At 68.5% G+C, this 25,163-nt stretch carries 20 protein-coding genes; 2 read left to right on the top strand and 18 right to left on the bottom strand.

The annotated features are described in order from the left end of the window. Positions 1 to 3: 3 nt before the first annotated feature. The 15 genes from rpsC to PV363_RS01870 form a co-directional block, all read right to left on the bottom strand. Positions 4 to 837 carry a 30S ribosomal protein S3 gene (gene rpsC, locus PV363_RS01940; RefSeq protein ID WP_220342061.1) on the bottom strand — a complete coding sequence of 278 codons (834 nt, stop codon included), beginning with the start codon at positions 835 to 837 and terminating at the stop codon, positions 4 to 6. Next, entirely contained in the window at positions 837 to 1,286 is a 450-nt protein-coding gene (rplV, locus tag PV363_RS01935) for a 50S ribosomal protein L22 (protein ID WP_220342062.1), read from the bottom strand. The genes rpsC and rplV overlap by 1 nt, the downstream gene beginning before the upstream one ends. A gap of 29 nt (positions 1,287 to 1,315) precedes the next feature. Continuing rightward, positions 1,316 to 1,597: a 30S ribosomal protein S19 gene (rpsS, locus tag PV363_RS01930; protein ID WP_139087789.1), complete on the bottom strand. Its 282-nt coding sequence runs from the start codon at positions 1,595 to 1,597 to the stop codon at positions 1,316 to 1,318. A gap of 13 nt (positions 1,598 to 1,610) precedes the next feature. After that, positions 1,611 to 2,441 carry a 50S ribosomal protein L2 gene (gene rplB, locus PV363_RS01925; RefSeq protein ID WP_220342063.1) on the bottom strand — a complete coding sequence of 277 codons (831 nt, stop codon included), beginning with the start codon at positions 2,439 to 2,441 and terminating at the stop codon, positions 1,611 to 1,613. A gap of 21 nt (positions 2,442 to 2,462) precedes the next feature. Next, positions 2,463 to 2,768, bottom strand: coding sequence for a 50S ribosomal protein L23 (gene rplW / locus PV363_RS01920; RefSeq protein WP_220342064.1), 306 nt, complete (start codon positions 2,766 to 2,768; stop codon positions 2,463 to 2,465). Further along, on the bottom strand, positions 2,765 to 3,424 hold the full coding sequence (rplD, locus tag PV363_RS01915; RefSeq protein ID WP_220342065.1) for a 50S ribosomal protein L4: 660 nt from the start codon (positions 3,422 to 3,424) through the stop codon (positions 2,765 to 2,767). The genes rplW and rplD overlap by 4 nt, the downstream gene beginning before the upstream one ends. Continuing rightward, complete coding sequence (rplC, locus tag PV363_RS01910) at positions 3,421 to 4,080, bottom strand: 50S ribosomal protein L3 (RefSeq protein ID WP_220342066.1); 660 nt, start codon at positions 4,078 to 4,080, stop codon at positions 3,421 to 3,423. The genes rplD and rplC overlap by 4 nt, the downstream gene beginning before the upstream one ends. A 13-nt stretch (positions 4,081 to 4,093) precedes the next feature. Next, the gene (gene rpsJ, locus PV363_RS01905) at positions 4,094 to 4,402 is read right to left on the bottom strand and encodes a 30S ribosomal protein S10 (RefSeq protein WP_039345402.1); all 309 of its coding nucleotides are present in this window, start codon (positions 4,400 to 4,402) and stop codon (positions 4,094 to 4,096) included. Positions 4,403 to 4,806: 404 nt separating this feature from the next. Beyond that, positions 4,807 to 5,718 (bottom strand): cation diffusion facilitator family transporter, encoded by a 912-nt coding sequence (locus PV363_RS01900; RefSeq protein WP_220342067.1) that lies wholly within the window; start codon positions 5,716 to 5,718, stop codon positions 4,807 to 4,809. 140 nt (positions 5,719 to 5,858) lie between these two features. Beyond that, positions 5,859 to 7,052 carry an elongation factor Tu gene (tuf, locus tag PV363_RS01895; protein ID WP_220342068.1) on the bottom strand — a complete coding sequence of 398 codons (1,194 nt, stop codon included), beginning with the start codon at positions 7,050 to 7,052 and terminating at the stop codon, positions 5,859 to 5,861. 75 nt (positions 7,053 to 7,127) lie between these two features. Beyond that, positions 7,128 to 9,236, bottom strand: coding sequence for an elongation factor G (gene fusA, locus PV363_RS01890; RefSeq protein WP_220342069.1), 2,109 nt, complete (start codon positions 9,234 to 9,236; stop codon positions 7,128 to 7,130). A 79-nt stretch (positions 9,237 to 9,315) separates the two neighbouring features. Next, positions 9,316 to 9,786 (bottom strand): 30S ribosomal protein S7, encoded by a 471-nt coding sequence (rpsG, locus tag PV363_RS01885; RefSeq protein ID WP_220342070.1) that lies wholly within the window; start codon positions 9,784 to 9,786, stop codon positions 9,316 to 9,318. Continuing rightward, on the bottom strand, positions 9,786 to 10,160 hold the full coding sequence (gene rpsL / locus PV363_RS01880; RefSeq protein WP_139087780.1) for a 30S ribosomal protein S12: 375 nt from the start codon (positions 10,158 to 10,160) through the stop codon (positions 9,786 to 9,788). Before rpsL ends, rpsG begins: the two co-directional genes overlap by 1 nt. A gap of 245 nt (positions 10,161 to 10,405) precedes the next feature. Next, positions 10,406 to 13,366 carry an FAD-binding and (Fe-S)-binding domain-containing protein gene (locus tag PV363_RS01875; protein ID WP_301021576.1) on the bottom strand — a complete coding sequence of 987 codons (2,961 nt, stop codon included), beginning with the start codon at positions 13,364 to 13,366 and terminating at the stop codon, positions 10,406 to 10,408. Beyond that, complete coding sequence (locus PV363_RS01870) at positions 13,363 to 14,652, bottom strand: hydroxyacid-oxoacid transhydrogenase (RefSeq protein ID WP_220342072.1); 1,290 nt, start codon at positions 14,650 to 14,652, stop codon at positions 13,363 to 13,365. The genes PV363_RS01875 and PV363_RS01870 overlap by 4 nt, the downstream gene beginning before the upstream one ends. Positions 14,653 to 14,793: 141 nt before the next feature. Between PV363_RS01870 and PV363_RS01865 the strand changes: the two genes are divergently transcribed. Next, a complete protein-coding gene (locus PV363_RS01865; RefSeq protein ID WP_220342073.1) occupies positions 14,794 to 15,987 on the top strand; it encodes a hypothetical protein in 1,194 nt (397 codons plus the stop codon). Here PV363_RS01865 and PV363_RS01860 read toward each other — a convergent pair. From PV363_RS01860 to rpoB, 3 genes are all read right to left on the bottom strand, one after another. Continuing rightward, positions 15,916 to 17,070 carry an acyltransferase family protein gene (locus PV363_RS01860; RefSeq protein ID WP_220342074.1) on the bottom strand — a complete coding sequence of 385 codons (1,155 nt, stop codon included), beginning with the start codon at positions 17,068 to 17,070 and terminating at the stop codon, positions 15,916 to 15,918. The two genes, PV363_RS01865 and PV363_RS01860, sit on opposite strands and share 72 nt — an antisense overlap. A 130-nt stretch (positions 17,071 to 17,200) precedes the next feature. Continuing rightward, positions 17,201 to 21,079, bottom strand: a complete 3,879-nt coding sequence (locus PV363_RS01855; RefSeq protein ID WP_301021575.1) for a DNA-directed RNA polymerase subunit beta' — start codon at positions 21,077 to 21,079, stop codon at positions 17,201 to 17,203. A gap of 85 nt (positions 21,080 to 21,164) precedes the next feature. Continuing rightward, positions 21,165 to 24,635 carry a DNA-directed RNA polymerase subunit beta gene (rpoB, locus tag PV363_RS01850; RefSeq protein WP_255560553.1) on the bottom strand — a complete coding sequence of 1,157 codons (3,471 nt, stop codon included), beginning with the start codon at positions 24,633 to 24,635 and terminating at the stop codon, positions 21,165 to 21,167. A gap of 332 nt (positions 24,636 to 24,967) precedes the next feature. On the opposite strand from rpoB, the gene PV363_RS01845 reads away from it, so the two are divergent. Beyond that, the coding region (locus PV363_RS01845; RefSeq protein WP_301021574.1) for a hypothetical protein at positions 24,968 to 25,163 on the top strand (196 nt) is incomplete at its 3' end.

Genomic DNA, 25,163 nt, shown 5'->3' with positions numbered 1-25,163 from the left:
GGTTCAGCTCTCCGTTCCGTTCGCTGCTTCCGCGGGAGCGGTAGCAGCCTCAGTGCTCGCGGGAGCCGGCTCTGCAGCCTGCTCCTGACGTGCGGGGCGCTCTGCGCGCTGTCCCTCACGCGCCGGGCGACGAGCGCCACCACGACCCGGACGCTGACGCCCACCGGGGGCGGCGGCGCGGGCAGCGGCCTGAGCCTCGCGCTCGGCACGGGTGCCGGCGACCTCGCCCTTGTAGATCCAGACCTTCACGCCGATGCGGCCGAAGGTCGTACGCGCCTCGTAGAAGCCGTAGTCGACGTCGGCACGGAGCGTGTGCAGGGGCACGCGGCCCTCGCGGTAGAACTCCGAGCGCGACATCTCCGCGCCGCCGAGACGGCCGGAGCACTGGATGCGGACACCCTTGGCACCGGCGCGCATGGTCGTCTGCAGTGCCTTGCGCATGGCGCGACGGAACTGCACACGGCCGGCGAGCTGCTCGGCAACACCCTGGGCGACCAGCTGCGCATCGAGCTCGGGGTTCTTGACCTCGAGGATGTTGAGCTGGATCTGCTTGCCCGTGAGCTTCTCGAGATCGCCGCGGATGCGGTCGGCCTCGGCGCCGCGGCGTCCGATCACGATGCCCGGACGCGCCGTGTGGATGTCCACGCGGACACGGTCACGAGTGCGCTCGATCTCGACCCGGCTGATGCCGGCGCGGTCCATGCCCTTGGTGAGCAGGCGACGGATCTTGATGTCCTCGCCGACGTAGCCCTTGTACAGCTTGTCGGCGTACCAGCGGCTCTTGTGGTCGGTGGAGATACCGAGACGGAAGCCGTGCGGGTTGATCTTCTGTCCCACTAGCGGTTCCCACCCTTCTTGTTGGCCTTGTGTGTTCGACTCAGCGCGGCGACAGCGTCACGAGGCTGCACGACGACGGTGATGTGGCTGGTGCGCTTGAGGATGCGGTTGGCCGCACCACGGGCGCGGGGGCGCCAGCGCTTCATCGTCGGGCCCTCGTCGACCCGGACGGCCGAGATGACCAGCGTCGAACGGTCGAGGCCTTCGGTGGTCTCGGCGTTCGCGACGGCGCTCGCGACCAGCTTGTAGACGTCCTGCGCCGCACCCTGCGGGGCGAACCGCAGCAGGGCCAGTGCATCGTCCACGTCGAGGCCGCGGACCATGTCGACGACCCGGCGCGCCTTCTGCGGCGTGACGCGGACGAAGCGTGCGACCGCGAAAGCACCGGGCTCGTCGCCGAGCAGGCTCTCGCGTCGGGCGCTGAGGCCCTTACGCTCCAATGTGCTCATCTGAACTCTTCCCTTGGTTGTCGCCCGCGTCAGCGGCGGCGGCTCTTTCGGTCGTCCTTGACGTGTCCGCGGAAGGTACGCGTCGGCGCGAACTCGCCCAGCTTGTGGCCGACCATCGCGTCGGTGACGAACACCGGGACGTGCTTGCGCCCGTCGTGGACGGCGATGGTGTGACCGATGAAGGACGGGAGAATCATGGAGCGACGCGACCACGTCTTGATGACGGTGTGCGTGTCGGCCTCGTTCTGAGTCTCGACCTTCTTCAGCAGGTGGCCGTCGACGAACGGTCCCTTCTTCAAACTGCGTGGCATGTCAGGCTCTTCCTCAGCGCTTTCCGGACTTGCGGCGACGGACGATCAGCTTGTCGCTGGGCTTCTTCTTGCGGGTACGGCCCTCAGGCTGGCCCCACGGCGACACCGGGTTGCGGCCACCCGAGGTCTTGCCCTCGCCACCACCGTGCGGGTGGTCGATCGGGTTCATCGCGACACCGCGGACGGTCGGGCGCTTGCCCTTCCAGCGGTTGCGGCCGGCCTTGCCCCAGTTGATGTTGGACTGCTCGGCGTTGCCGACCTCGCCGATGCTGGCGCGGCAGCGGACGTCGACGTAGCGCATCTCGCCCGAGGGGAGACGCAGCTGCGCGCGGTTGCCCTCACGGGCGACGAGCTGCACCTTGGCGCCGGCCGAGCGGCCCATCTTGGCGCCACCCCCGGGACGGAGCTCGATCGCGTGGATCGTGGTGCCGACCGGGATGTTGCGCAGCGGCAGGTTGTTGCCGGGCTTGATGTCGGCGCCGGGACCGGCCTCGACCGTCATGCCCTGCTTCAGACCCTCCGGCGCGATGATGTAGCGCTTCTCGCCGTCGATGTAGTGGAGCAGCGCGATGCGCGCGGTGCGGTTGGGGTCGTACTCGATGTGAGCGACCTTGGCCGGCACGCCGTCCTTGTCGTATCGCTTGAAGTCGATGATGCGGTAGGCACGCTTGTGACCGCCGCCCTGGTGCCGGGTGGTGATCCGGCCCTGGTTGTTGCGTCCGCCCTTCTTGGGCAGCGGACGCGTCAGCGACTTCTCGGGCGTCGTGCGCGTGATCTCACTGAAGTCGGCCACCGAGGAGCCGCGACGGCCCGGGGTGGTCGGCTTGTACTTACGGATTGCCATACGTACTCAGTCCTCGTTCGTTCAGGCGCCAGGCGCAGCGAAGATGTCGATGCTCTGACCCGGAGCGACGCTCACGATCGCGCGCTTGACATCGGCGCGCTTGCCGGTGCCGTTGCGGGTACGACGCGTCTTGCCCTTGCGGTTCTGGGTGTTCACCGCGGTGACCGTGACGCCGAAGATCTTCTCCACGGCGATCTTGATCTCGGTCTTGTTGGCATCCGGACGGACGATGAACGTGTACTTGTTCTCGTCGAGCAGCCCGTAGCTCTTCTCGCTCACGACCGGCCCGAGCAGGATGTCGCGCGGGTCCTTGTGCAGCGTGCTCACTTGTCACCGTCCTTCGCGGTAGCGACCTCGCTCAGCTTGACGGTCTCGGCGTCCCCGTTGGAGCGGAGCGCGACGAAGGCGTCGAACGCGGCCTTGGTGAAGACCACGTCGTCGCTGAGCAGGACGTCGTACGTGTTGAGCTGGTCGAGCCCGATCAGGTGGGTGCCGGCGACGTTGCGCAGGCTCTTCACCGTGGTCTGGTCGGTGCTCTCCACCACGACCAGCACACGCGGACGTGCGGTGATCTCGCGGAGCGTCGCCAGAGCGGCCCTCGTCGACGGCGCCTCGCCGCCCACGAGCGACTCGACGACGTGCAGACGGCCGTTGCGTGCCCGGTCGGAGAGGGCGCCACGGAGAGCGGCTGCCTTCATCTTCTTGGGGGTGCGCTGGTCGTAGCTGCGCGGCGTCGGTCCGTGGACCACGCCACCACCGGTGAACTGAGGTGCGCGGATCGAGCCCTGACGGGCGCGGCCGGTGCCCTTCTGGCGGTACGGCTTCCTGCCGCCGCCGGACACCTCGCCACGCGACTTGGTGTCGTGGGTGCCCTGGCGCGCTGCTGCGAGCTGGGCGACGACCACCTGGTGGATCAGGGGGATGTTGACCTGGACGTCGAAGATGTCCCGGGGGAGATCGACGTCGATGACGTTGGCGGTCACTTGACGGCTCCCTTCTTGGCGCCGGTGCGGATCATGACGATGCCGCCCTTGGGGCCGGGAACCGCACCCTTGATGAGGATGAGGCCCTTGTCGGCGTCGATGGCGTGCACCGTGAGGCTCTGCGCCGTGACACGATCGGTGCCCATGTGGCCTGCCATGCGCAGACCCTTGAACACGCGACCCGGCGTGGCGCAGCCGCCGATCGATCCCGGCTTGCGGTGGTTGCGGTGGGCACCGTGCGAGGCGCCGACACCGTGGAAGCCGTGGCGCTTCATGACGCCCGCGAAGCCCTTGCCCTTGCTGGTGCCCGTCACGTCGACGAAGTCACCGGCGGCGAAGATCTCAGGGGTGACTGCCTGCCCGACCTGGTAGTCCCCGATCGCCTCGGTGCGGATCTCCGCGAGGTGACGGCGGGGCGTGACGCTGGCCTTGTCGAAGTGACCGGCCTGCGGCTTGTTCACCTTGCGCGGGTCGATCTCGCCGAAGCCGATCTGGACGGCGCTGTAGCCGTCGGTCTCGGCGGTGCGGATCTGCGTGACGACGTTGGTGTCGGCAGCGATCACGGTGACCGGAACCACGCGGTTGTTCTCGTCCCACGTCTGGGTCATCCCGAGCTTGCGCCCGAGCAGCCCGACGGGTGCCTTCTGGTTGCTCATCAGCGATCGTTCCTCAGAGCTTGATCTCGATGTCGACGCCCGCAGGAAGGTCGAGGCGCATCAGCGAGTCGACGGTCTTCGGCGTGGGGTCGATGATGTCGATGAGGCGCTTGTGGGTGCGCATCTCGAAGTGTTCGCGGCTGTCCTTGTACTTGTGCGGCGAACGAATGACGCAGTAGACGTTCTTTTCCGTCGGCAGAGGCACCGGGCCAGCGACCGTGGCACCCGTACGCGTGACGGTGTCCACGATCTTGCGCGCCGAGGTGTCAATCACCTCGTGGTCATAGGCCTTGAGCCTGATGCGGATCTTCTGTCCCGCCATGCTCTCGCTTCGTCCTTCTCTTCGTACTGCCTCGGACTCTCCACCCCGGGATCGAGGAAGAGCGCTGCTCCCCTCCGACCCCCGAGGTCGGGCGTGTCGCGGGCTGTAGCGCGCGCGAGTCTTCACACCTCTGGAGTTGGATGGTTGGGCCCCGGACGCCGCCCACCCCGTGCGGGATGTGCCTGCTCTTCCTCGGACCAGGCGCACCAGCGCCGTTCACACCGGAGTGGAACGGCAAGGCGCGCCGAAGCAACTTTCCAAGTCTGACAGACACCACCCCTGATTGCCAAATCGGAGCAGGATCCGTCGCACTTGGACCAACTCTCACGGTAGCGAACACCACCAAACGGTCTGCCGTCGGGCGTCGCCGGCGGCCTCTGCCGTACGGGCTCGGCCGCGCGCTGTCAGCGGTGCGTGTGCTGCTCCGTGGCCGCATGGCCGGCCGACTCCAGCTGGAAGGTGGAGTGGTCCACGTCGAAGTGGTCGGAGAGACACCCCCGCAGCTCGTCGAGCACCCCGTGCCCCGCGTCGTGCTCGAGGACCTCGTCGGCGACCACGACGTGGGCCGACATGACCGGCATCCCCGAGGTGATCGTCCAGACGTGCAGGTCGTGGACGTCGAGGACCCCCCGAGCCTCCCGCATGTGGGCCCTGAGGTCGTCGAGGTCGAAGTCGCGCGGCGTCGACTCCAGGAGGACGTCGGCGACCTCGCGCAGCAGCCCGACGGCGCGCGGGAGGATCAGCGCGGCGATCGCCAACGAGGCGATCGGGTCGGCGGCGTCCCAGCCGGTCACCATGATCACGACGGCCGCCACGATCACCGCCACGGAGCCGACCGCGTCGCCGAGGACCTCCAGGTAGGCGCCCTTGACGTTGAGACTCTCCTGGGAGCCCTTGCGCAGCAGGAGGAGCCCGACCACGTTCACCGCGAGCCCGAGCACGCCCGCCGCCAGCATCCACGGCGAGTCGACATGGGGAGCGTCGTCCAGGCGGCGTACGGCCGAGACCACGACGACCGCGCACAGCGCCAGCAGCACCAGGCCGTTGACGCCCGCGGCGAGGATCTCCGAGCGGTGGTTGCCGAACGTCCGACGCGGGCTGCCGGCACGTTGCGCGACCGTCACGGCAGCGAGGGCCATCGCGAGCCCGAAGGTGTCGCTGAGCATGTGGCCGGCGTCGGCCAGCAGGGCCAGGCTCCCGGTCAGGAGAGCGGCCACGACCTCGACGACGAGGACCAGCACGGTGAGGCCCAGCACGAACGCCAGACGCGGACGGTGCTGGGCGGACGGCGTGCCGTGCGCATGGTCGTGTCCCACGCCCTCACGATACGTCGCCCGGTCCGTGGCGCGCCGTGACGCACGCCATGGGCAGAGAACAGACGACGAGGCCCCGTCCAGCTCGTCGAGCTGGGCGGGGCCTCGTCCAGAGACCGTCCCGGGGTTGCCCCGGGCTCAGATCACTTGTTGATCTTGGTGACGCGACCTGCGCCGACCGTACGACCACCCTCGCGGATCGCGAAGCGGAGACCGTCCTCCATCGCGATCGGCTGGATCAGCTGCACCGACATCTCGGTGTTGTCGCCCGGCATGACCATCTCGGTGCCCTCAGGCAGCGTGACGACGCCGGTGACGTCCGTGGTGCGGAAGTAGAACTGCGGGCGGTAGTTGTTGAAGAACGGCGTGTGACGGCCGCCCTCCTCCTTGCTCAGGATGTAGACCTGCGCCTCGAACTCCGTGTGGGGAGTCGTGGTGCCCGGAGCGATGACGACCATGCCGCGCTCGACGTCCTCGCGCTTCGTGCCACGAAGCAGGAGGCCGACGTTCTCGCCCGCCTGGCCCTCGTCGAGAAGCTTGCGGAACATCTCGATGCCCGTGACCGTGGAGGTCTGCTTCGTCTCGCGGATGCCGACGATGTCGACGGTGTCGTTGAGCTTGACGATGCCGCGCTCGATACGACCCGTGATGACGGTGCCACGACCGGTGATCGTGAAGACGTCCTCGACCGGCATGAGGAACGGCTTGTCCGTCTCACGCTCCGGCTGGGGGATGTACTCGTCGACAGCGTTCATGAGCTCGATGATCGACTCGCCCCACTTGGCGTCGCCGTTGAGCGCCGGGAAGGCCGCAACGCGGACGACCGGTGCGTTGTCACCGTCGAACTCCTGCTCGCTGAGCAGCTCGCGGACCTCGAGCTCGACGAGCTCGATGAGCTCCTCGTCGTCGACCATGTCGCACTTGTTGAGCGCCACGACCATCGCCGGCACGCCGACCTGGCGCGCGAGCAGGACGTGCTCACGCGTCTGGGGCATCGGGCCGTCGGTGGCGGCGACCACGAGGATCGCGCCGTCCATCTGTGCCGCACCCGTGATCATGTTCTTCACGTAGTCGGCGTGACCCGGGCAGTCGACGTGCGCGTAGTGACGGTTCTCGGTCTGGTACTCAACGTGAGCGATCGAGATCGTGATACCGCGCTGGCGCTCCTCAGGAGCCTTGTCGATCTGATCGAAGGCCGAAGCCTCGTTCAGGTCCGGGTACTTGTCATGCAGCACCTTGGTAATCGCCGCCGTGAGCGTCGTCTTACCGTGGTCGATGTGACCGATGGTGCCGATGTTCATGTGCGGCTTAGTCCGCTCGAACTTCGCCTTAGCCACTGAGGCTCCTCCTCGATTGAATGATGCTTTTGCGCCGTGCGGTTGAGCTGATCGAAGCCTAGGTCAGGCCCGCGATCACTCGCCCCTGGCCTTCTTGATGATCTCTTCTGCGACGTTCTTGGGAACCTCGGCGTAGGAGTCGAACTCCATGGAGTACGACGCCTGCCCCGACGTCTTCGACCGGAGGTCTCCGACGTACCCGAACATCTCGGAGAGCGGAACGAGTGCGTCCACGACCCGGTCACCGGAACGTTCCGACATCTGCTGGATCTGGCCACGGCGAGAGTTGATGTCGCCGATGACCTCGCCCAGGTAGGACTCAGGGGTGGTGACCTCGACCTTGAACATCGGCTCGAGGAGCACCGGGTCTGCCTTGCGTGCCGCTTCCTTGAACGCCATGGAACCGGCGATCTTGAAGGCGAGCTCGGACGAGTCGACGTCGTGGTACTGACCGTCGGTCAGCGTCACCTTGACGTCGACCATGGGGTAGCCGGCGAGCACGCCGAACTCCATGGCTTCCTGCGCGCCCTCGTCGACGGCGGGGATGTACTCCCGCGGGACGCGCCCACCGGTGATCTCGTTCGAGAACTCGTAGCCGCCCTCTCCACCAGCCAACGGGCCCGTGGGCTCGATGCTGATGAGGACCTTGGCGAACTGACCCGAACCACCGGTCTGCTTCTTGTGGGTGTACGAGACCTTCTCGACCTTGCGCTTGATGGTCTCGCGGTACGCGACCTGCGGCTTGCCGACGTTGGCCTCGACGCGGAACTCGCGCTTCATGCGGTCCACGAGGATGTCGAGGTGCAGCTCGCCCATGCCGGCGATGATGGTCTGCCCGGTCTCCTCGTCGGTGTGGACCGTGAACGTCGGGTCCTCCTCGGCGAGACGCTGGATCGCGACGCCGAGCTTCTCCTGGTCGCTCTTGGTCTTCGGCTCGATGGCGACCTGGATCACCGGAGCCGGGAAGGTCATCGACTCGAGCACGATCGGGTTGCTCGGCTCGGAGAGCGTCTCGCCCGTGGTGGTGTCCTTCAGACCCATCACGGCGACGATCTGGCCGGCGCCGACCGACGCGATCTCCTCACGCTTGTTGGCGTGCATCTGGTAGATCTTGCCGATCCGCTCCTTGCGGCCCTTGACGGAGTTGAGCACCTGCGTGCCCGCCGTCAGGCGACCGGAGTAGAGACGGATGTAGGTCAGCTTGCCGAGGTGGGGGTCGGCCGCGATCTTGAACGCGAGGGCCGAGAAGGGCTCCTCCTCCGTCGGCTGGCGCGTGAGCTCGGTCTCCTCGTCGCCGGCCTTGTGGCCCGCCACGGAGCCGACGTCGACCGGCGAGGGGAGGTAGTCGACGACCGCGTCGAGCAGGGGCTGGACACCCTTGTTCTTGAACGCGGTGCCGCACAGGACCGGGACGATCTTGTCGGCCAGCGTGGCGCGACGGATCGCCGCCTTCAGCGTGTCGACGTCGATGTCCTCGCCCTCGAGGTACATCTCCATCAGGTCGTCGTCAGCGGTCGCGACCGTGTCGAGCAGCTTCTCGCGGTACTCGGCGGCCTTGTCGGCGAGCTCGGCCGGGATCTCCTCGACCGTGTAGTCCTCACCGATCTCGGTCTCGCCGCGCCACGTGAGCGCACGCATGCCGACGAGGTCGACGACGCCCAGGAAGTCGGCCTCGGCGCCGATCGGGAGCTGCAGCACCGCCGGGTTGGCGTTGAGGCGCTCGACGATCGTGTCGACGCAGTAGAAGAAATCTGCGCCGGTGCGGTCGAGCTTGTTGACGAAGCACATCCGCGGCACGTGGTACTTGTTGGCCTGACGCCAGACGGTCTGCGACTGCGGCTCCACGCCGGCGACGCCGTCGAAGACCGCGACCGCGCCGTCGAGGACGCGCAGGGACCGCTCCACCTCGACGGTGAAGTCGACGTGACCGGGGGTGTCGATGATGTTGATCTGGTGGTTCTTCCACCAGCAGGTCGTCGCGGCCGACGTGATCGTGATGCCGCGCTCCTGCTCCTGCTCCATCCAGTCCATCGTGGCTGCGCCCTCGTGGACCTCACCGATCTTGTACGTGATGCCGGTGTAGAAGAGGATGCGCTCGGTCGTCGTCGTCTTGCCCGCGTCGATGTGCGCCATGATGCCGATGTTGCGCACCGTGGCGAGGTTGGTGGTGATGTCTACGGCCACCTTGGCTGACTTCCCTTGCTGTCGTGAGTCGATTCCGGAGATGGGTGCCGCCGGCCCGTGACGGGCCTACGGCACGCCGTCACCAGCGGTAGTGGGCGAAGGCCTTGTTGGCCTCGGCCATCTTGTGCGTGTCCTCACGCTTCTTGACTGCGCCGCCCAGACCGTTCGAGGCGTCGAGCAGCTCGTTCATCAGGCGCTCGGCCATGGTCTTCTCGCGACGCTCGCTGGCGAACCGGACGAGCCAGCGAAGAGCGAGGGTGTTGGCGCGTGAGGCGCGGACCTCGATCGGGACCTGGTAGGTCGCACCGCCGACACGGCGGGACTTGACCTCGAGGGTCGGCTTGACGTTGTCGAGCGCGCGCTTCAGCGTGATGACCGGGTCGGTGCCGGACTTCTCACGCGAGCCTTCGAGCGCGCTGTAGACGATGCGCTGGGCGACCTGCTTCTTGCCGTCCTCGAGGACCTTGTTGATCAGCTGCGTGACCAGGGGGCTCGAGTAGACCGGATCGGCCTCGGTGGGACGCTTCGGTGCTGGACCCTTGCGCGGCATCAGCTCTTCTCCTTCTTCGCGCCGTAGCGGCTGCGAGCCTGCTTGCGGCTCTTGACACCCTGGGTGTCCAGCGCGCCGCGGATGATCTTGTATCGCACACCCGGGAGGTCCTTCACACGGCCACCGCGAACGAGCACGATCGAGTGCTCCTGCAGGTTGTGACCCTCACCGGGAATGTAGGCCGTGACCTCGATGCCGCTGCTCAGCCGGACGCGAGCAACCTTGCGCAGCGCAGAGTTCGGCTTCTTCGGCGTCGTCGTGTACACGCGGGTGCACACTCCGCGACGCTGGGGCGAACCCTTCAGGGCGGGCGTCTTGGTCTTCGCCACCTTGTCCTGACGGCCCTTGCGGACCAACTGCTGGATCGTTGGCACTACATGCTTCTTTCTTCTGTCCGGCTCTGTCTCTGTAGCTCTCTTCGTCCCCGCCGCAGGCGTCGTCCGGCGGCGCGCTCGGGGCGTGCCGCCACCGCGTCGTGCGATGGTAGGTGTTGCTGCTCGCGGTCCTGCACCTCGTCCGCACGGCCCGGCTGCGAGGCCAGGTCGCGCGACTCGACCGACGGTGCGGCGACACGCGAATCAGTGCACACGGACACGAGTCCACGGCACAATGTCCAAGACTACCGGGTGCCTCGTGAGGGGTCAAAACGGGTTCGGGGGGCGCCCTCACCACGGCCCTCGCGCGAGGGGTGGCGGTCCAGCAGCTCGGCCAGGTGGAGGGCCTGGACGCCGGCGAGATCGTCCAGCTGGGTCCGGCACGAGAACCCGTCCGCCAGCACGACGCTCCCCTCGGGCGCCTCGCGTACGGCGGGGAGCAGCTGGTGCTCCGCGACGGCCACCGACACGTCGTAGTGACCGCGCTCGACCCCGAAGTTGCCCGCCAGACCGCAGCATCCCCCGAGCCGGGTCACCGTAGCCCCGGCTCCCTGCAGCAGCGCCGCGTCGGCCTGCCAGCCGAGAACCGAGGCGTGGTGGCAGTGCGGCTGCGCGACGATCGTCACGTCGCTCAGGTCGGGCGCGACCCATCCGGGGGTCCGGGCGAGGAGCTCGGCGAGGGTGAACACTCCCCCGGCCACCTCGACGGCGCGGGGGTCGTCGGTCAGCTCGACGGCGTCCGAGCGCAGCACGGCGAGGCAGGACGGCTCGAGGCCCACGACGGGGGTGCCGAGCGCGACGTACGGGTGCAGCGCAGCCACCGTGCGCTCGACGTTGCGGCGGGCACCGTCGAGCTGACCGGTGGAGATCCACGTGAGCCCGCAGCACACCGACTCGTCGAGCAGCCGGACCCGGTAGCCCGCCGCCTCGAGCACGCGGACAGCGGCCTGCCCGGGCGCGGTGTGGAAGTAGTTGGTGAACGAGTCGGCCCAGATCAGCACCTCAGGACGGTCCGCCCCGGAGGTGTCGTGCAGCGCGGCGGCATCGCTCCCCCGGGTCGCCGTGCCCTCCCCGCGACTCCAGCGACGGAGCGTGGTCGAGGCGAAGCGCGGGATGCTGCGCCGGGGGTCGACGCCCGCCAGCCACAGCGCGAGCGGCCGCAGGCCCGGGGTCCGGAGCAGGGCGTTCACCAGCCTCGCCACCGGCGAGGACAGGCGCGCCCAGAGCGGGAGCAGGCCCAGGGCGTAGTGGCTGCGCGGCCGGAGACGACGTCGGTAGGTCTGGTGGAGCACCTCCGCCTTGTAGGTCGCCATGTCGATCCCGGTCGGGCAGTCCCTGGCACACCCCTTGCAGGAGAGGCAGAGGTCGAGCGCCTCGTGCACCGCCGGATCCTTCCAGCCCTTGTCGACCACCCGGCCGTCGACCATCTCCTGGAGCACCCGCGCCCGGCCCCGGGTCGAGTCCTTCTCATTGCGTGTCGCCACGAACGACGGGCACATCACCCCGCCCGCCGCCGTGTTGTCGGCGATGCACTTGCCGACGCCGGTGCAGCGGTGGACCGCGGCGCCGAAGTCGCCGTCGTCGTGGACGAGCCGGAGCGCGAGGCGGTCGCGGACTCGGCCGACGCCGGTGCCGCGGAGGTCGGCGTCGAGCGGGGCGGGATCGACCAGCACACCGGGGTTGAGGAGGTCGTCGGGGTCGAAGGCCGCCTTGACCCGCCCGAAGAGCGACAGCGACTCCGGCGTGTACATCAGCGGCAGGAGCTCGGACCGAGCCCGTCCGTCTCCGTGCTCACCGGACAACGAGCCGCCATGTCGCGCGACCAGCGCGGCGGCGTCGAGCAGGAAGGCGCGGAACACCCTCGTGCCCTCGTGCTCGGGCGCGGCGAACGGGAAGTCGATGCGGACGTGGACGCATCCGTCACCGAAGTGGCCGTACGGCACACCGTCCAGGTCGTACTGGCGCAGCAGGGCCTCGAACTCGCGCAGATAGGCACCCAGCCGCGCGGGCGGGACAGCGGCGTCCTCCCAGCCGGCATAGGCCGGACGTGAGAGCGACCGTGCCGCGAGGCCGGCCCCCTCCTCCCTGATGCGCCACAGGGCGGCCTGCTCGGCGACGTCGGTGACCAGCCGCGTCGAACGGGTGCCGACACCGGCGGCGACGGCCGCGGCACGCGCCTCGAGCTCGCCCGGCGAGCCTCCGGACAGCTCGACGAACATCCATCCGGAGCCGGCCGGCAGCTCGGGGACGGACGCGGGACCGCGCTGGGCACGGACGACGTCGACGATCCGGGCGTCGAGGCCCTCGCAGGCGGTCGGGTCGTGCGGGAGGATCGCCAGCACGTCGTCGGCAGCGTCGGCCATCGTCGGGTAGCCCAGGAGCAGCAGGACACGGTACGGCGGATCGGAGACCAGGTCGACGGTCGCACCGAGGGTGACGGCGAGCGTGCCCTCGGTGCCGGCGAGGAAGGTCGCCACGTCGAACCCGTTCTCGGGCAGGAGGTGCTCCATGGAGTACCCCGACACCTGCCGCCCGAACCGCCCGAACTCGGTCCGGATCGTCGCGAGGTCGGCACCGACCACGGCGCGGAGGGCTTCCAGCGTCGGCGACGAGCCGGAGCCGCTCGAGGCGGAACCGGCCACGGGCCGGACGAGCGAGAGCCGCTCACCGCTCGCCGTGACGACGTCGAGCGCGGCGACGGTGTCGGCCGAGCGTCCGTACGCGAGGGCGCGGGACCCGCACGCGTTGTTGCCGATCATCCCGGCGATGGTGCACCGGGTGTGCGTGGACGGGTCGGGCCCGTAGCGCAGCCCTGCCCGCGCTGCCTCCCGCTGCAGCGCGGCATGGACGGTGCCGGGCTCGACCCGGGCCGTACGGGCGTCGCGATCGATCTCGAGGACACGGTTGAGGTGGCGCGTGAAGTCCATCACGATCCCCGGGCCGACCGCGTTGCCGGCGATCGACGTCCCGGCACCGCGCGAGGTGAGCGGCACCCCCGACGCACGGGCGACGTCGACGACCGCAAGGACCTCGTCGGTGGTGCGCGGCCGGACGACGACCTGGGGGACGACACGGTAGAGCGAGGCGTCGGTGCTGTAGAGCGCGCGTGCCAGGGCGGAGTCGTCGACGTCGCCGACCCCCGCGCGACGCAGAGCCGTGGCGGTGTCGAGGCCGAGCGTGGCCGCATCGACCGAGGAGGGCGTCACCACAGGCTGATCGACCGCTCGAAGATGCCCGCCACCGCCTCCTCGTCCACCGGCTTGGGCGCGGTGGCGAGGAGCCGCTGCTGCTTCATCGTCCCCTCGACGAGAGCGGGGACGTCGCCCTTGTCGAAGCCGACGGCGCCGATGCCTGCGGGGATGCCGATGTCGCGCATCAGGCGGACGAGCACCTGCGGCAGGAGGTCGGCGAGGTCGGACGGCCGGGCAGCGCCGGGCTCGAGGAGCTCGGCCGCGCGCACGTGCCGCTCGGGCGCGGCGTCGAAGGTGTAGCGGAACGCCTCGGGAGCGGTGAGCGAGACCGCCATGCCGTGCGGCACCATCGCCTCGTCCTGCGGGTAGCCCGAGGGACGGAAGTCCTTCACCTGGCCGGCGATCGGGTAGGCGTTGGCGTGCGGGATATGGACCCCGGCGTTGCCGAACCCCATGCCTGCGAACGTCGCGGCCAGCGCCATCTGCTCGCGGGCGTCGACATCACCGCCGTCGTGCACCGCCGCGCGGAAGGACGACGCGAGCAGGCTCATCGACTTCTCGGCCCACACGTCGGAGATGGGGTTCGCTCCGCAGTACGGGACGCGCTCCGAGGCGGCCTTGCGCTCGTAGGAGGTGAACGGACGTGCGGTGTAGCTCTCGAGCGCGTGGCAGAGGATGTCCATCCCGCTGGCCGCAGTGACCTCCGGCGGCTGGGACAGCGTCAGCTGGGGGTCGATGATCGCCAGCTCCGGCCTCAGCCGCGGATGGCTGATGCCCGTCTTCACGTGCTGCGACAGGACGTCGAGCACGCAGATCGTGGTGCTCTCGCTCCCGGTGCCGGTCGTCGTCGGGAGCGCGATCAACGGGAGGAGGGCCTTGGCCGGCGCCCGGCCTGCTCCCACCGGCACGTTGATGTAGTCCATCAGCTCACCGTCGTTGGTCGTGAGCAGGTTGACCGCCTTGGCGGTGTCGATGCTCGAGCCTCCTCCGAGGGCCACCACGGCGTCGAAGGGACCGTGCGAGCGTGCGAAGTCGATCGCATCGGAGAGGCTCGCGTCGGTCGGCTCGACGTGCGAGTCGGCGTAGACGACCAGCTCCACGCCGTCGGCCGCGACCTGCTCGACGACCCGGTCGGGGACACCGGTCGCCTCGAGGCCGCGGTCGGTGACCAGCAGCGCTCGACGCACACCGAGCGACGCGAGCTCGTAGCCGAGCTCCGCGCTCGCGCCGGACCCGATCTTCAGTCTCGGGGACCCGTAGGTGAAGACAGTCTCGGGACGGGTCGGCTGGGCGAACGGCATCCGGGCTCCTGAAGGTCACGACGGCCCACAGGCGCGTCTGTACGCGTGTTGCGTAGATGACAATACGGCGTCACGGGCACTTGTCGGGCACCTGACCACGTTGCTCTAGGGTGTTCGGGGGCTTGATCTGGAGGTGGACGGATGAACCGGTCGACAGTGGCCGCTGCGCTCGCAGCGACCCTGGTCCTCGGCCTGGGCGCGTGCAGCCCGCTCGCGCCGGCACGACCCGACCCCTCTGCGACCACCCACACCAGCCTCAAGGTGGACGTGGCCCAGCACGAGAGCTTCTCCGGCACGCCCATCGTCTACTCCTTCACCGTTCCCGACGGGGCGACCCAGCTCGGACCGCTCGTGCGTCAACGAAGCCCTGAGCTGCTCGCCGCGTACGAGCCGGTCCTGGCCGAGGCTGAGCGTCGTCAGGCACTCGAGGCGGCCGCCGACGCCGTCGAGAACCAGGGCGAGACGACACCGACACCGACCGAGCCCCCCAACCCGCTCCCCACCGACGACAGCTTCGCGATCCTCTCGGAGCCGCCGGAGCCCGACACGACGACGGCACTGCTGAGGATCGACGGTGACCCCGGCGAGGTGTTCAGCAACGTGCTCGCCCAGGTGGCCGAGGCCATGCCCGCGCTCGAGCTCGACCCTGACGCGTGGTCGCGATTCTGCACCGCGTCAGACGGCGTCTACACCGGCTGCTCGTTCGACGTGACAGGGCGCACCACCGAGGACGTCGGGGTCCGGGTCTCGGTGACCATCGACCCGGGCAACCTGCGGACGCAGCAGTCCCCCGCCGGCGCCCAGGGCAAACCGGTGATGACGTACACCGTCGTGGCCACCGATCCCCCCGACATGCGGCCGGTGTGGGCGGCGCTCGACGAGGAGACCGACACCCCGGCCGAGGGCGAGCCGCAGGTCCTGCCCGCTCCGGAGAAGGTTCCGGCGACGACCGCGCCTCTGCCGCCGGCCCCGCAGGTGGAGGGCACGTGGCCGAAGCTCCCGGTCTCGCGCCCGGTTGCCACCGGCGGCGACCTCATCACCCCGCAGTGGAAGCTGCGCGACGACTCGGCGCTGCTCCTCTCGGGCGACCGGCCCGCCTTCGCCAGCATCCTCGTCGAGCGCGGCGCCAACGCCGACGCGATCGCACGCAGCTATGTGCTGGCCTACAGCACGGCCGGCGACCCCGTCCAGGACGTCATCGAGGACCGCACCGAGATCAGCACCACCTACCGCGCCGTGACGCCGAAGAACGGCCCGACCGTCTCAGCGACGTTCACCCAGGCCGGACGCGGCAACTACATCGCGCTCTTCTACGCCCCGCCCTCGCGCGGCTGAGCGGCCGGGCTCGTCTGGGCGTTCCGCCGGGCGGCGGAACGCCCACTCCATCCGTGGGGCGAGCAGCGGCCCGACGGCACGCGCGACGCGTTCCGACATCAGCGCGGTGCCCAGGAGGGCCGCGCCGACGAGGACGATCGGCACGCAGTACGGGCCCAGCTCGGCCAGGAGGTCGAACGCGCCGACGTGGGCCAGGGCGATGATCACGAACCCGTGGAGGAAGTACGCGTTCATCGTGCGGCGGCCGAGGCCGGTCGTGACGTCGACGCGCCGCGGGATGACCGACAGGACCGCGGCGGTCAGGGCGAACCCGACCACGAGCAGGCCCGCGCGCGTCGTCAGGCCGCCCAGGGCGTCGGCCTCGAGGGGCGACTCGGCGTAGGCGTCACGCCAGTAGAGCCACGAGACGTACCAGCCCTCGTGACGCAGCTGGCACCAGGCGAACGTGCCGGCCAGGGCGAGCGCCGACACGACACGGACCAGCGGACGGCGGAGGAACGCGAAGTGCGCCGGCCGCAGGTACATCCCCGCCACGTAGAACGGCAGCAGACCGAGGATGCGGTGGATCGAGACGACGTTGCTCACCTGCCACAGTCCGGCCACCAGGCTCACGGCGATCGCGACCAGCACCGGCGCCCGCACCACCTGCCAGAGCGGGGTCGACAGTCGCCAGGCGACCAGGGCGATGAGGAACCAGGTGGACCACGCCGGGTCGAGCAGGTTGATGTCGAGGGGCTTGCCGTCCAGCACCGCGCGGAACCCGTCGAGACCGACGTTGAGGACGATGTAGGGGACGACGAGTGTCGTGACGAGCGCTCGCGTCTGCTTGGGCGAGCCTTCGTAGCGTCGCGAGACGTAGCCCGAGACGAGCACGAACGCGGGCATGTGGAAGGCGTAGATCCAGGCGTAGGTGCCCCGGGCGGCAGGGACGTCGAGGAGGTACTGCAACGCGTGCCCGGCGACCACCAGGAGCATCACCCAGTAGCGGGCGTTGTCGAGAAGAGGATCGCGCGCCGCCGGTCGGGCCGCTGCGTCGACGGAGCTGTCGGCGTCTGCTCGGGGCTGCATCAGCGTCGTAGACATCTGGCACGACGTAACCACCCGTTCCTTAACGCATCCTGAGAGGGCCCGAGAACACGCGGCGAACGGTGCACGACGTGCGAGGGCCCCCGGGAGCAGATGCTCCCGGGGGCCCTCGTCAGGACCTCGTCGATCAGCCGGAGAAGCTGCCGAAGTCGAAGTCGTCCAGCGCGACGGACTGGCCCCCGGTGTTGCCGAAGTCGTAGTCGTACGACTCGTACCCGGTCACCGCGTACGCCGCCTGGCGCGCCTCCTCGGTGGGCTCCACCCGAACGTTGCGGTACCGCTCGAGGCCGGTGCCCGCCGGGATCAGCTTGCCGATGATGATGTTCTCCTTCAGGCCACGGAGCTGGTCCGACTTGCCCTGGATCGCCGCCTCCGTGAGGACACGGGTCGTCTCCTGGAAAGACGCGGCACTCAGCCACGACTCGACCGCGAGGGAGGCCTTCGTGATGCCCATCAGCACCGGACGGCCGGATGCAGGCTGCCCGCCCTCGGCCACCACGCGACGGTTGGCCTCCTCGAACGTCGCACGGTCGTGCAGGTCACCCGGCAGCAGCTTGGTCTCGCCCTGGTCGATGACCGTGACGCGACGCAGCATCTGCCGCACGATGATCTCGATGTGCTTGTCGTGGATGGCCACGCCCTGGCTGCGGTAGACCTCCTGGACCTCGTCGACCAGGTGCTCCTGAGCCCGGCGGACGCCGAGGATGCGCAGAACCTCCTGCGGATCCGGCGTGCCGTGCGTCAGCTGCTGCCCAACCTCCACCTCGTCGCCGTCGGCGATGAGGAGACGCGAGCGCTTGGACACCGGGTACTCGTGCGGCTCAGACCCGTCGTGCGGGACGACGACGAGCTTGCGAGCCTTGTCGCTGTCGTCGATCGTCACGCGTCCGGCGGCGTCCGAGATCGGCGCGCGGCCCTTGGGCTGACGCGCCTCGAAGAGCTCGACGACACGCGGCAGACCGTGCGTGATGTCGTCACCGGCCACACCACCGGTGTGGAAGGTACGCATCGTCAGCTGGGTGCCGGGCTCACCGATCGACTGGGCCGCGATGGTGCCGACGGCCTCGCCGATGTCGACGAGCTTGCCGGTCGCCAGCGAACGGCCGTAGCACTTGGCGCAGGTGCCGGTCTTGGCGTCGCAGGTCAGCACCGTACGGACCTTGATCTCCTCGATCCCGGCCGCGACGAGCCGTGCGATCTCGGGGTCTCCGAGGTCGCCGGCGGCCTCGACAAGGACCTCACCCGTCTCCGGGTGGGTGATCTCGGTCGCCGCGTTGCGGGCGTACGCCGAGGTCTCGACGTTCTCCGCCAGCACGAGCCGGCCGTCAGGCAGACGGTCCGCGATCCGCGTGGGCAGACCACGCTCGGTGCCGCAGTCCTCCTCGCGGATGATGACGTCCTGGCTGACGTCGACCAGGCGACGCGTCAGGTAGCCGGAGTCCGCCGTACGGAGCGCGGTGTCGGCCAGGCCCTTGCGCGCGCCGTGGGTCGCGATGAAGTACTCGACGACCGACAGACCCTCGCGGTAGTTCGCCTTGATCGGGCGCGGGATGATCTCACCCTTCGGGTTGGCCACCAGGCCTCGCATCGCGGCGATCTGACGCATCTGCATCATGTTGCCGCGAGCGCCCGACTGGATCATCATCCAGATCGGGTTGTCCTCGGTGAAGGTCTTCTCCATCTCGGCGGAGACCTCGTTGGTGGCCTGGGTCCAGATCTCGATGAGCTCGCTGCGACGCTCGTCGTCGGTGATCAGACCGCGCTGGAACTGCTTCTGGACCTTGGCGTCCTGATCCTCGTAGATGGCGAGGATCTCCTGCTTGCGGCTCGGGGTGACGACGTCCTCGATCGAGATCGTGACGCCGGACCGCGTGGCCCAGTGGAAGCCGGTGTCCTTCAGCGCGTCCAGGGACGCGGCGACCTCGACCTTGCTGTAGCGCTCGGCGAGGTCGTTGACGATCACACCGAGCTGCTTCTTGCCGACCTGGTAGTTCACGTAGGCGTAGTCGACCGGGAGCGCCTCGTTGAAGAGGACACGTCCGAGCGTGGTCTCCAGCGTCAGGGCGTCGCCGCGGCTCCAGCCCTCCGGGACCTCGACGTCGGCCGGGGGCACGACCTCGGGGAAGCGGATCTTGATCTTGCTCTGGAGCGCGATCTCGCCACGGTCGAACGCCATCCTCGCCTCGGACGCCGAGGAGAACGCGCGACCCTCGCCCGGCTGTCCGTCACGCTCGAGCGTGAGGAAGTACAGCCCGATGACCATGTCCTGCGTCGGCATGGTGACCGGACGACCGTCGGCGGGCTTGAGGATGTTGTTGGTCGACAGCATGAGGACGCGTGCCTCAGCCTGCGCCTCGGCCGACAGCGGGAGGTGGACGGCCATCTGGTCACCGTCGAAGTCGGCGTTGAAGGCCGAGCAGACGAGCGGGTGGATCTGGATGGCCTTGCCCTCGATGAGCTGCGGCTCGAACGCCTGGATGCCCAGCCGGTGCAGGGTGGGTGCACGGTTGAGCAGCACCGGGTGCTCGGAGATGACCTCTTCGAGGACGTCCCACACCTCGGCGCGCGCGCCGCGCTCGACCATGCGCTTGGCCGACTTGATGTTCTGCGCGTGGTTCAGGTCGACCAGACGCTTCATCACGAACGGCTTGAACAGCTCGATCGCCATCTGCTTGGGCAGACCGCACTGGTGCAGCTTGAGCTGCGGGCCGACGACGATGACCGAACGGCCCGAGTAGTCGACGCGCTTGCCGAGCAGGTTCTGGCGGAAGCGACCCTGCTTGCCCTTGAGCATGTCGGAGATCGACTTGAGCGGGCGGTTGCCCGGTCCGGTGACCGGCCGTCCACGACGGCCGTTGTCGAACAGCGAGTCGACGGCCTCCTGGAGCATCCGCTTCTCGTTGTTGACGATGATCTCCGGCGCGCCGAGGTCGAGCAGGCGCTTGAGCCGGTTGTTGCGGTTGATGACGCGACGGTAGAGATCGTTCAGGTCGCTGGTGGCGAAGCGGCCACCGTCGAGCTGGACCATCGGCCGCAGCTCCGGCGGGATCACCGGGACCGCGTCGAGGACCATGCCGGCGGGCCGGTTGTCTCCCGACATGAAGGCCGAGACGACCTTGAGGCGCTTGAGGGCTCGCGTCTTGCGCTGGCCCTTGCCGGTCGCGATGGTCTCCTTGAGGCTCACGGCCTCCGCCGCGAGGTCGAAGTCCTGGAGGCGCTTCTGGATCGCCTGCGCGCCCATGTAGCCCTCGAAGTACTTGCCGAAGCGGTAGGTCATCTCGCGGTAGAGCAGCTCGTCGCCCTCGAGGTCCTGGACCTTGAGGCTCTTGAAGCGGCTCCAGACCTCGTCCAGACGGTCGATCTCGCGCTGGGCGCGGTCACGGATCTGCTTGACCTCGCGCTCGGCGGCGTCCTTGACCTTGCGCTTGGCGTCGGCCTTGGCGCCCTCGGCCTCCAGCGCACCGAGGTCCTCCTCGAACTTCGCCATGCGCTGCTCGATGTTGTTGTCGCGACGCGACTCGAGGTTCTTGCGCTCGACGTCGATCTTGGCCTCGAGCGAGGGCAGGTCGCGGTGACGCGCGTCCTCGTCGACGTGCGTGATCATGTACGCGGCGAAGTAGATGACCTTCTCGAGGTCCTTCGGCGCGAGGTCGAGGAGGTAGCCCAGCCGGCTGGGAACTCCCTTGAAGTACCAGATGTGGGTGACGGGAGCGGCGAGCTCGATGTGTCCCATGCGCTCACGACGCACCTTGGAGCGGGTCACCTCGACGCCGCAGCGCTCGCAGATGATGCCCTTGAAGCGGACACGCTTGTACTTGCCGCAATAGCACTCCCAGTCCCGCGTGGGACCGAAGATCTTCTCGCAGAAGAGACCGTCGCGCTCGGGCTTGAGCGTGCGGTAGTTGATCGTCTCGGGCTTCTTCACCTCACCGTGGGACCACCCACGGATCTCGTCGGCGGTGGCAAGGCCGATCTTGAGCTGATCGAAGAAGTTCACGTCGAGCACGTTGTCTTCTTTCCTTCGTGATGAAAAATCTGTGGACGAGGCCGGAGGCGGGGCGCGGACTCAGAGAGTGCCGCGCCCCGGCGACTCAGACCTCCTCGACGCTGGCGGGCTCGCGGCGCGAGAGGTCGATCCCGAGCTCTTCAGCAGCCCGGAACACGTCCTCCTCAGCGTCACGCATCTCCACCGCGGTGCCGTCGGACGAGAGGACCTCGACGTTCAGGCACAACGACTGCATCTCCTTGACGAGAACCTTGAACGACTCCGGGATGCCTGGCTCGGGGACGTTCTCGCCCTTGACGATCGCCTCGTAGACCTTCACACGTCCGAGGATGTCGTCCGACTTGATGGTCAGGAGCTCCTGCAGGGCGTAGGCCGCGCCGTACGCCTCGAGGGCCCACACCTCCATCTCGCCGAACCGCTGTCCACCGAACTGCGCCTTACCGCCGAGCGGCTGCTGCGTGATCATCGAGTACGGACCCGTCGACCGTGCGTGGATCTTGTCGTCGACGAGGTGGTGCAGCTTCAGGATGTACATGTAGCCGACCGAGATCGGTGCCGGGAACGGCTCACCCGTACGTCCGTCGAACAGCATCGCCTTGCCGTCACGGCCGACCATCCGCTCGCCGTCACGGTTCGGGAGGGTCGAGGCCAGGAGTCCCTGGATCTCGTCCTCGCGCGCACCGTCGAACACCGGGGTGGCGACGTTGGAGTCCATCGGCGAACGGTCTGCGCCGATGGAGCGCAGGCGCTCGGCCCACTCGCCCTTGCTCTCACCGATGTCCCAGCCGGTCTTCGCGACCCACCCGAGGTGGGTCTCGAGAACCTGACCGACGTTCATCCGGCCTGGCACGCCGAGCGGGTTGAGGATGATGTCGACGGCGGTGCCGTCGGGCAAGAACGGCATGTCCTCGACCGGGAGGATCTTGGAGATGACGCCCTTGTTGCCGTGGCGGCCGGCGAGCTTGTCACCATCGGAGATCTTGCGCTTCTGCGCCACGTAGACGCGGACCAGCTGGTTCACGCCCGGGGGCAGCTCGTCGCCCTCCTCACGGTCGAAGACGCGGACGCCGATGACCGTGCCGGACTCGCCGTGCGGCACCTTGAGGGAGGTGTCGCGGACCTCGCGCGCCTTCTCGCCGAAGATCGCACGGAGCAGACGCTCCTCCGGGGTGAGCTCGGTCTCGCCCTTGGGCGTGACCTTGCCGACGAGGATGTCGCCGTTGGAGACCTCCGCGCCGATCCGGATGATGCCGCGCTCGTCGAGGTCGGCGAGCATCTCGTCGCTGACGTTCGGGATGTCGCGGGTGATCTCCTCCGGGCCCAGCTTGGTGTCACGCGCGTCGACCTCGTGCTCCTCGATGTGGATCGAGGTCAGCACGTCGTCCTGGACGACACGCTGCGAGAGGATGATCGCGTCCTCGTAGTTGTGGCCCTGCCACGGCATGAACGCCACGAGGAGGTTGGAGCCGAGCGCCATCTCGCCCTCGTCGGTGCAGGGACCGTCGGCGATCGGCGAGCCCTTCTCGAGGCGGTCGCCCTCCTTGACCAGCGGACGCTGGTTGATGCAGGTGCCCTGGTTGGAGCGGGTGAACTTCGACAGCCGGTAGGTCTTGTAGATGCCGTCGTCCTGCATGACCTCGACGAAGTCCGCGCTGACCTCGGTCACGACGCCCGGGGCCTTGGCCACCGTCACGTCACCGGCGTCGACGGCGGCACGGAACTCCATGCCGGTGCCGACGAGCGGCGCGTCGTTGCGGATCAGCGGGACCGACTGGCGCTGCATGTTGGAGCCCATGAGCGCGCGGTTGGCGTCGTCGTGCTCGAGGAACGGGATGAGCGCCGTCGCGACCGACACCATCTGGCGCGGCGAGACGTCCATGTAGTCGACCTCGTCGGCCGGGACGAGCTCGGCCTCGCCACCACGCTGGCGGACGAGCACGCGATCCTCGGCGAAGGTGCCGTCCTCGTTCAGGCGCGAGTTGGCCTGGGCGATGACGTAGCGGTCCTCGTCGCTCGCGGTGAGGTACTCGATCTCCTCGGTGACGCGGATGCCGTCGACCTTGCGGTACGGGGTCTCGACGAACCCGAACGAGTTGATGCGACCGTACGACGCCAGCGAACCGATCAGACCGATGTTGGGACCCTCGGGGGTCTCGATCGGGCACATGCGGCCGTAGTGCGACGGGTGGACGTCACGGACCTCGTAGCCGGCGCGCTCACGAGACAGACCACCCGGGCCGAGGGCCGAGAGACGACGCTTGTGCGTCAGGCCCGCGAGCGGGTTGTTCTGGTCCATGAACTGGCTCAGCTGCGACGTGCCGAAGAACTCCTTCAGCGCCGCCACGACGGGGCGGATGTTGATCAGGGTCTGGGGCGTGATGGCCTCGACGTCCTGAGTCGTCATCCGCTCGCGGACGACCCGCTCCATGCGGGCGAGACCCGTACGGAGCTGGTTCTGGATGAGCTCGCCGACGCTGCGCAGGCGGCGGTTGCCGAAGTGGTCGATGTCGTCGGCCTCGACGAACGTCGAGCCGGCCGGCATCTCGAGCTCGGTCTCGCCGGCGTGCAGCGCGACGATGTACTTGATCACCGAGACGATGTCCTCGATGGTCAGCGTCTGCTGGTCGAAGGCCTCGTCGGTGCCGAGCTTCTTGTTGATCTTGTAGCGACCGACCTTGGCGAGGTCGTAGCGCTTGGGGTTGAAGTAGTAGTTGTCCAGCAGCTGCTGGGCGGCCTCGGTCGTCGGCGGCTCGCCCGGGCGCAGCTTGCGGTAGATGTCGAGCAGCGCGTCGCTCTGGCCGGACGTGTTGTCCTTCTCCAGGGTGGCGCGGATCGAGTCGTACTGGCCGAACTGCTCGAGGATCTCCGCCTCGGACATGCCGAGGGCCTTGAGCAGGACCGTCACGCTCTGCTTGCGCTTGCGGTCGAGGCGGACGCCGACCTGGTCGCGCTTGTCGATCTCGAACTCGAGCCAGGCGCCGCGCGACGGGATCACCTTGGCGGTGTAGATGTCCTTGTCGGACGTCTTGTCGGGCGTGCGCTCGAAGTAGACGCCCGGCGAGCGGACGAGCTGGGACACGACGACCCGCTCGGTGCCGTTGATGATGAAGGTGCCCTTGTCCGTCATCAGGGGGAAGTCACCCATGAAGACGGTCTGGCTCTTGATCTCGCCGGTCTCGTTGTTCATGAACTCGGCGGTGACGAAGAGAGGCGCGGCGTACGTGACGTCACGGTCCTTGCAGTCCTCGACCGAGTTCTTGGGCGGCTCGAAGCGGTGGTCACGGAACGACAGCGACATCGTCTCGGAGAAGTCCTCGATCGGAGAGATCTCCTCGAAGATCTCCTCCAGACCGGACTTCCGGGAGACGTCGTTGCGACCGGCGGCAAGCTGCTCCTCGACCGAGGCCTTCCAGCCCTCGTCCCCGATCAGCCAGGAGAAGCTGGACGTCTGGAGAGACAGCAGCTCCGGCACCTCGAGGGGCTCAGAGATCTTGGCGAAGGAGACACGACGGGGGTTGGTTTTGGCGGAGGTGGCGGCAGTGCGCGAGGAAGCCAAGAGGGGTCCTTCCAAAGGCTCGCAGTTCCCGGTTGCGGCACCGTCCGGACCCATGCCGAACGGCCCCCGTCAAGGGGCTGTGGGCAGGAGGTAGGAGGCGCAAAGAAACAGTCTAGACGCCACAGTGGGCAGATTTCAACCCAGGGTGTCAAGCCTTTGCCGTCGATGATGAACGCATCCGGCGCTCAGGTCAAGCAGCGCGAGCATTTCGGTGTGGACGCGTCGCGCTCCGGCGCCGCTCCCACGGCGCCCTCGACCGATCGCTCGACCAGTGTGTCACCCTGGATGTGATCTGTGTTACCACGGGTCCGAGACGCCAGGAGGAGCCCGCTGTGCCCGCCGACCTCGCACCGCCGCGCCGCGAGCGCCCGGAGCTGAAGCCGACCCCCCACCTGCGCCCCGCCCGGCTGCTTGCAGGGTTCTTGACCCTCGTCCTCGTGGTCGGCGGCGGATGGTTCGCCTGGAAGTACGTCGGGACCAACATCGTCGCCAAGCAGCGCCAGGGCGAGATGGCCGTCGCACTGGCCG

Source organism: Mumia sp. (assembly GCF_028803055.1).
Lineage (GTDB): Bacteria > Actinomycetota > Actinomycetes > Propionibacteriales > Nocardioidaceae > Mumia.
The sequence above is the reverse complement of the archived record's forward strand: the minus strand, read 5'-3'. Positions and strand labels throughout refer to the sequence as shown.

Excerpts from the sequence above, each read along its gene's own strand:
- rpsJ (WP_039345402.1), bottom strand. The coding sequence starts at position 4,402 with ATGGCGGGACAGAAGATCCGCATCAGGCTCAAGGCCTATGACCACGAG.
- rplB (WP_220342063.1), bottom strand. The coding sequence starts at position 2,441 with ATGGCAATCCGTAAGTACAAGCCGACCACCCCGGGCCGTCGCGGCTCC.
- rplV (WP_220342062.1), bottom strand. The coding sequence starts at position 1,286 with ATGAGCACATTGGAGCGTAAGGGCCTCAGCGCCCGACGCGAGAGCCTG.
- PV363_RS01860 (WP_220342074.1), bottom strand. The coding sequence starts at position 17,070 with ATGTCTACGACGCTGATGCAGCCCCGAGCAGACGCCGACAGCTCCGTC.
- rplC (WP_220342066.1), bottom strand. The coding sequence starts at position 4,080 with ATGAGCAACCAGAAGGCACCCGTCGGGCTGCTCGGGCGCAAGCTCGGG.
- rpsG (WP_220342070.1), bottom strand. The coding sequence starts at position 9,786 with ATGCCGCGCAAGGGTCCAGCACCGAAGCGTCCCACCGAGGCCGATCCG.
- PV363_RS01870 (WP_220342072.1), bottom strand. The coding sequence starts at position 14,652 with ATGCCGTTCGCCCAGCCGACCCGTCCCGAGACTGTCTTCACCTACGGG.
- rpsS (WP_139087789.1), bottom strand. The coding sequence starts at position 1,597 with ATGCCACGCAGTTTGAAGAAGGGACCGTTCGTCGACGGCCACCTGCTG.
- PV363_RS01865 (WP_220342073.1), top strand. The coding sequence starts at position 14,794 with ATGAACCGGTCGACAGTGGCCGCTGCGCTCGCAGCGACCCTGGTCCTC.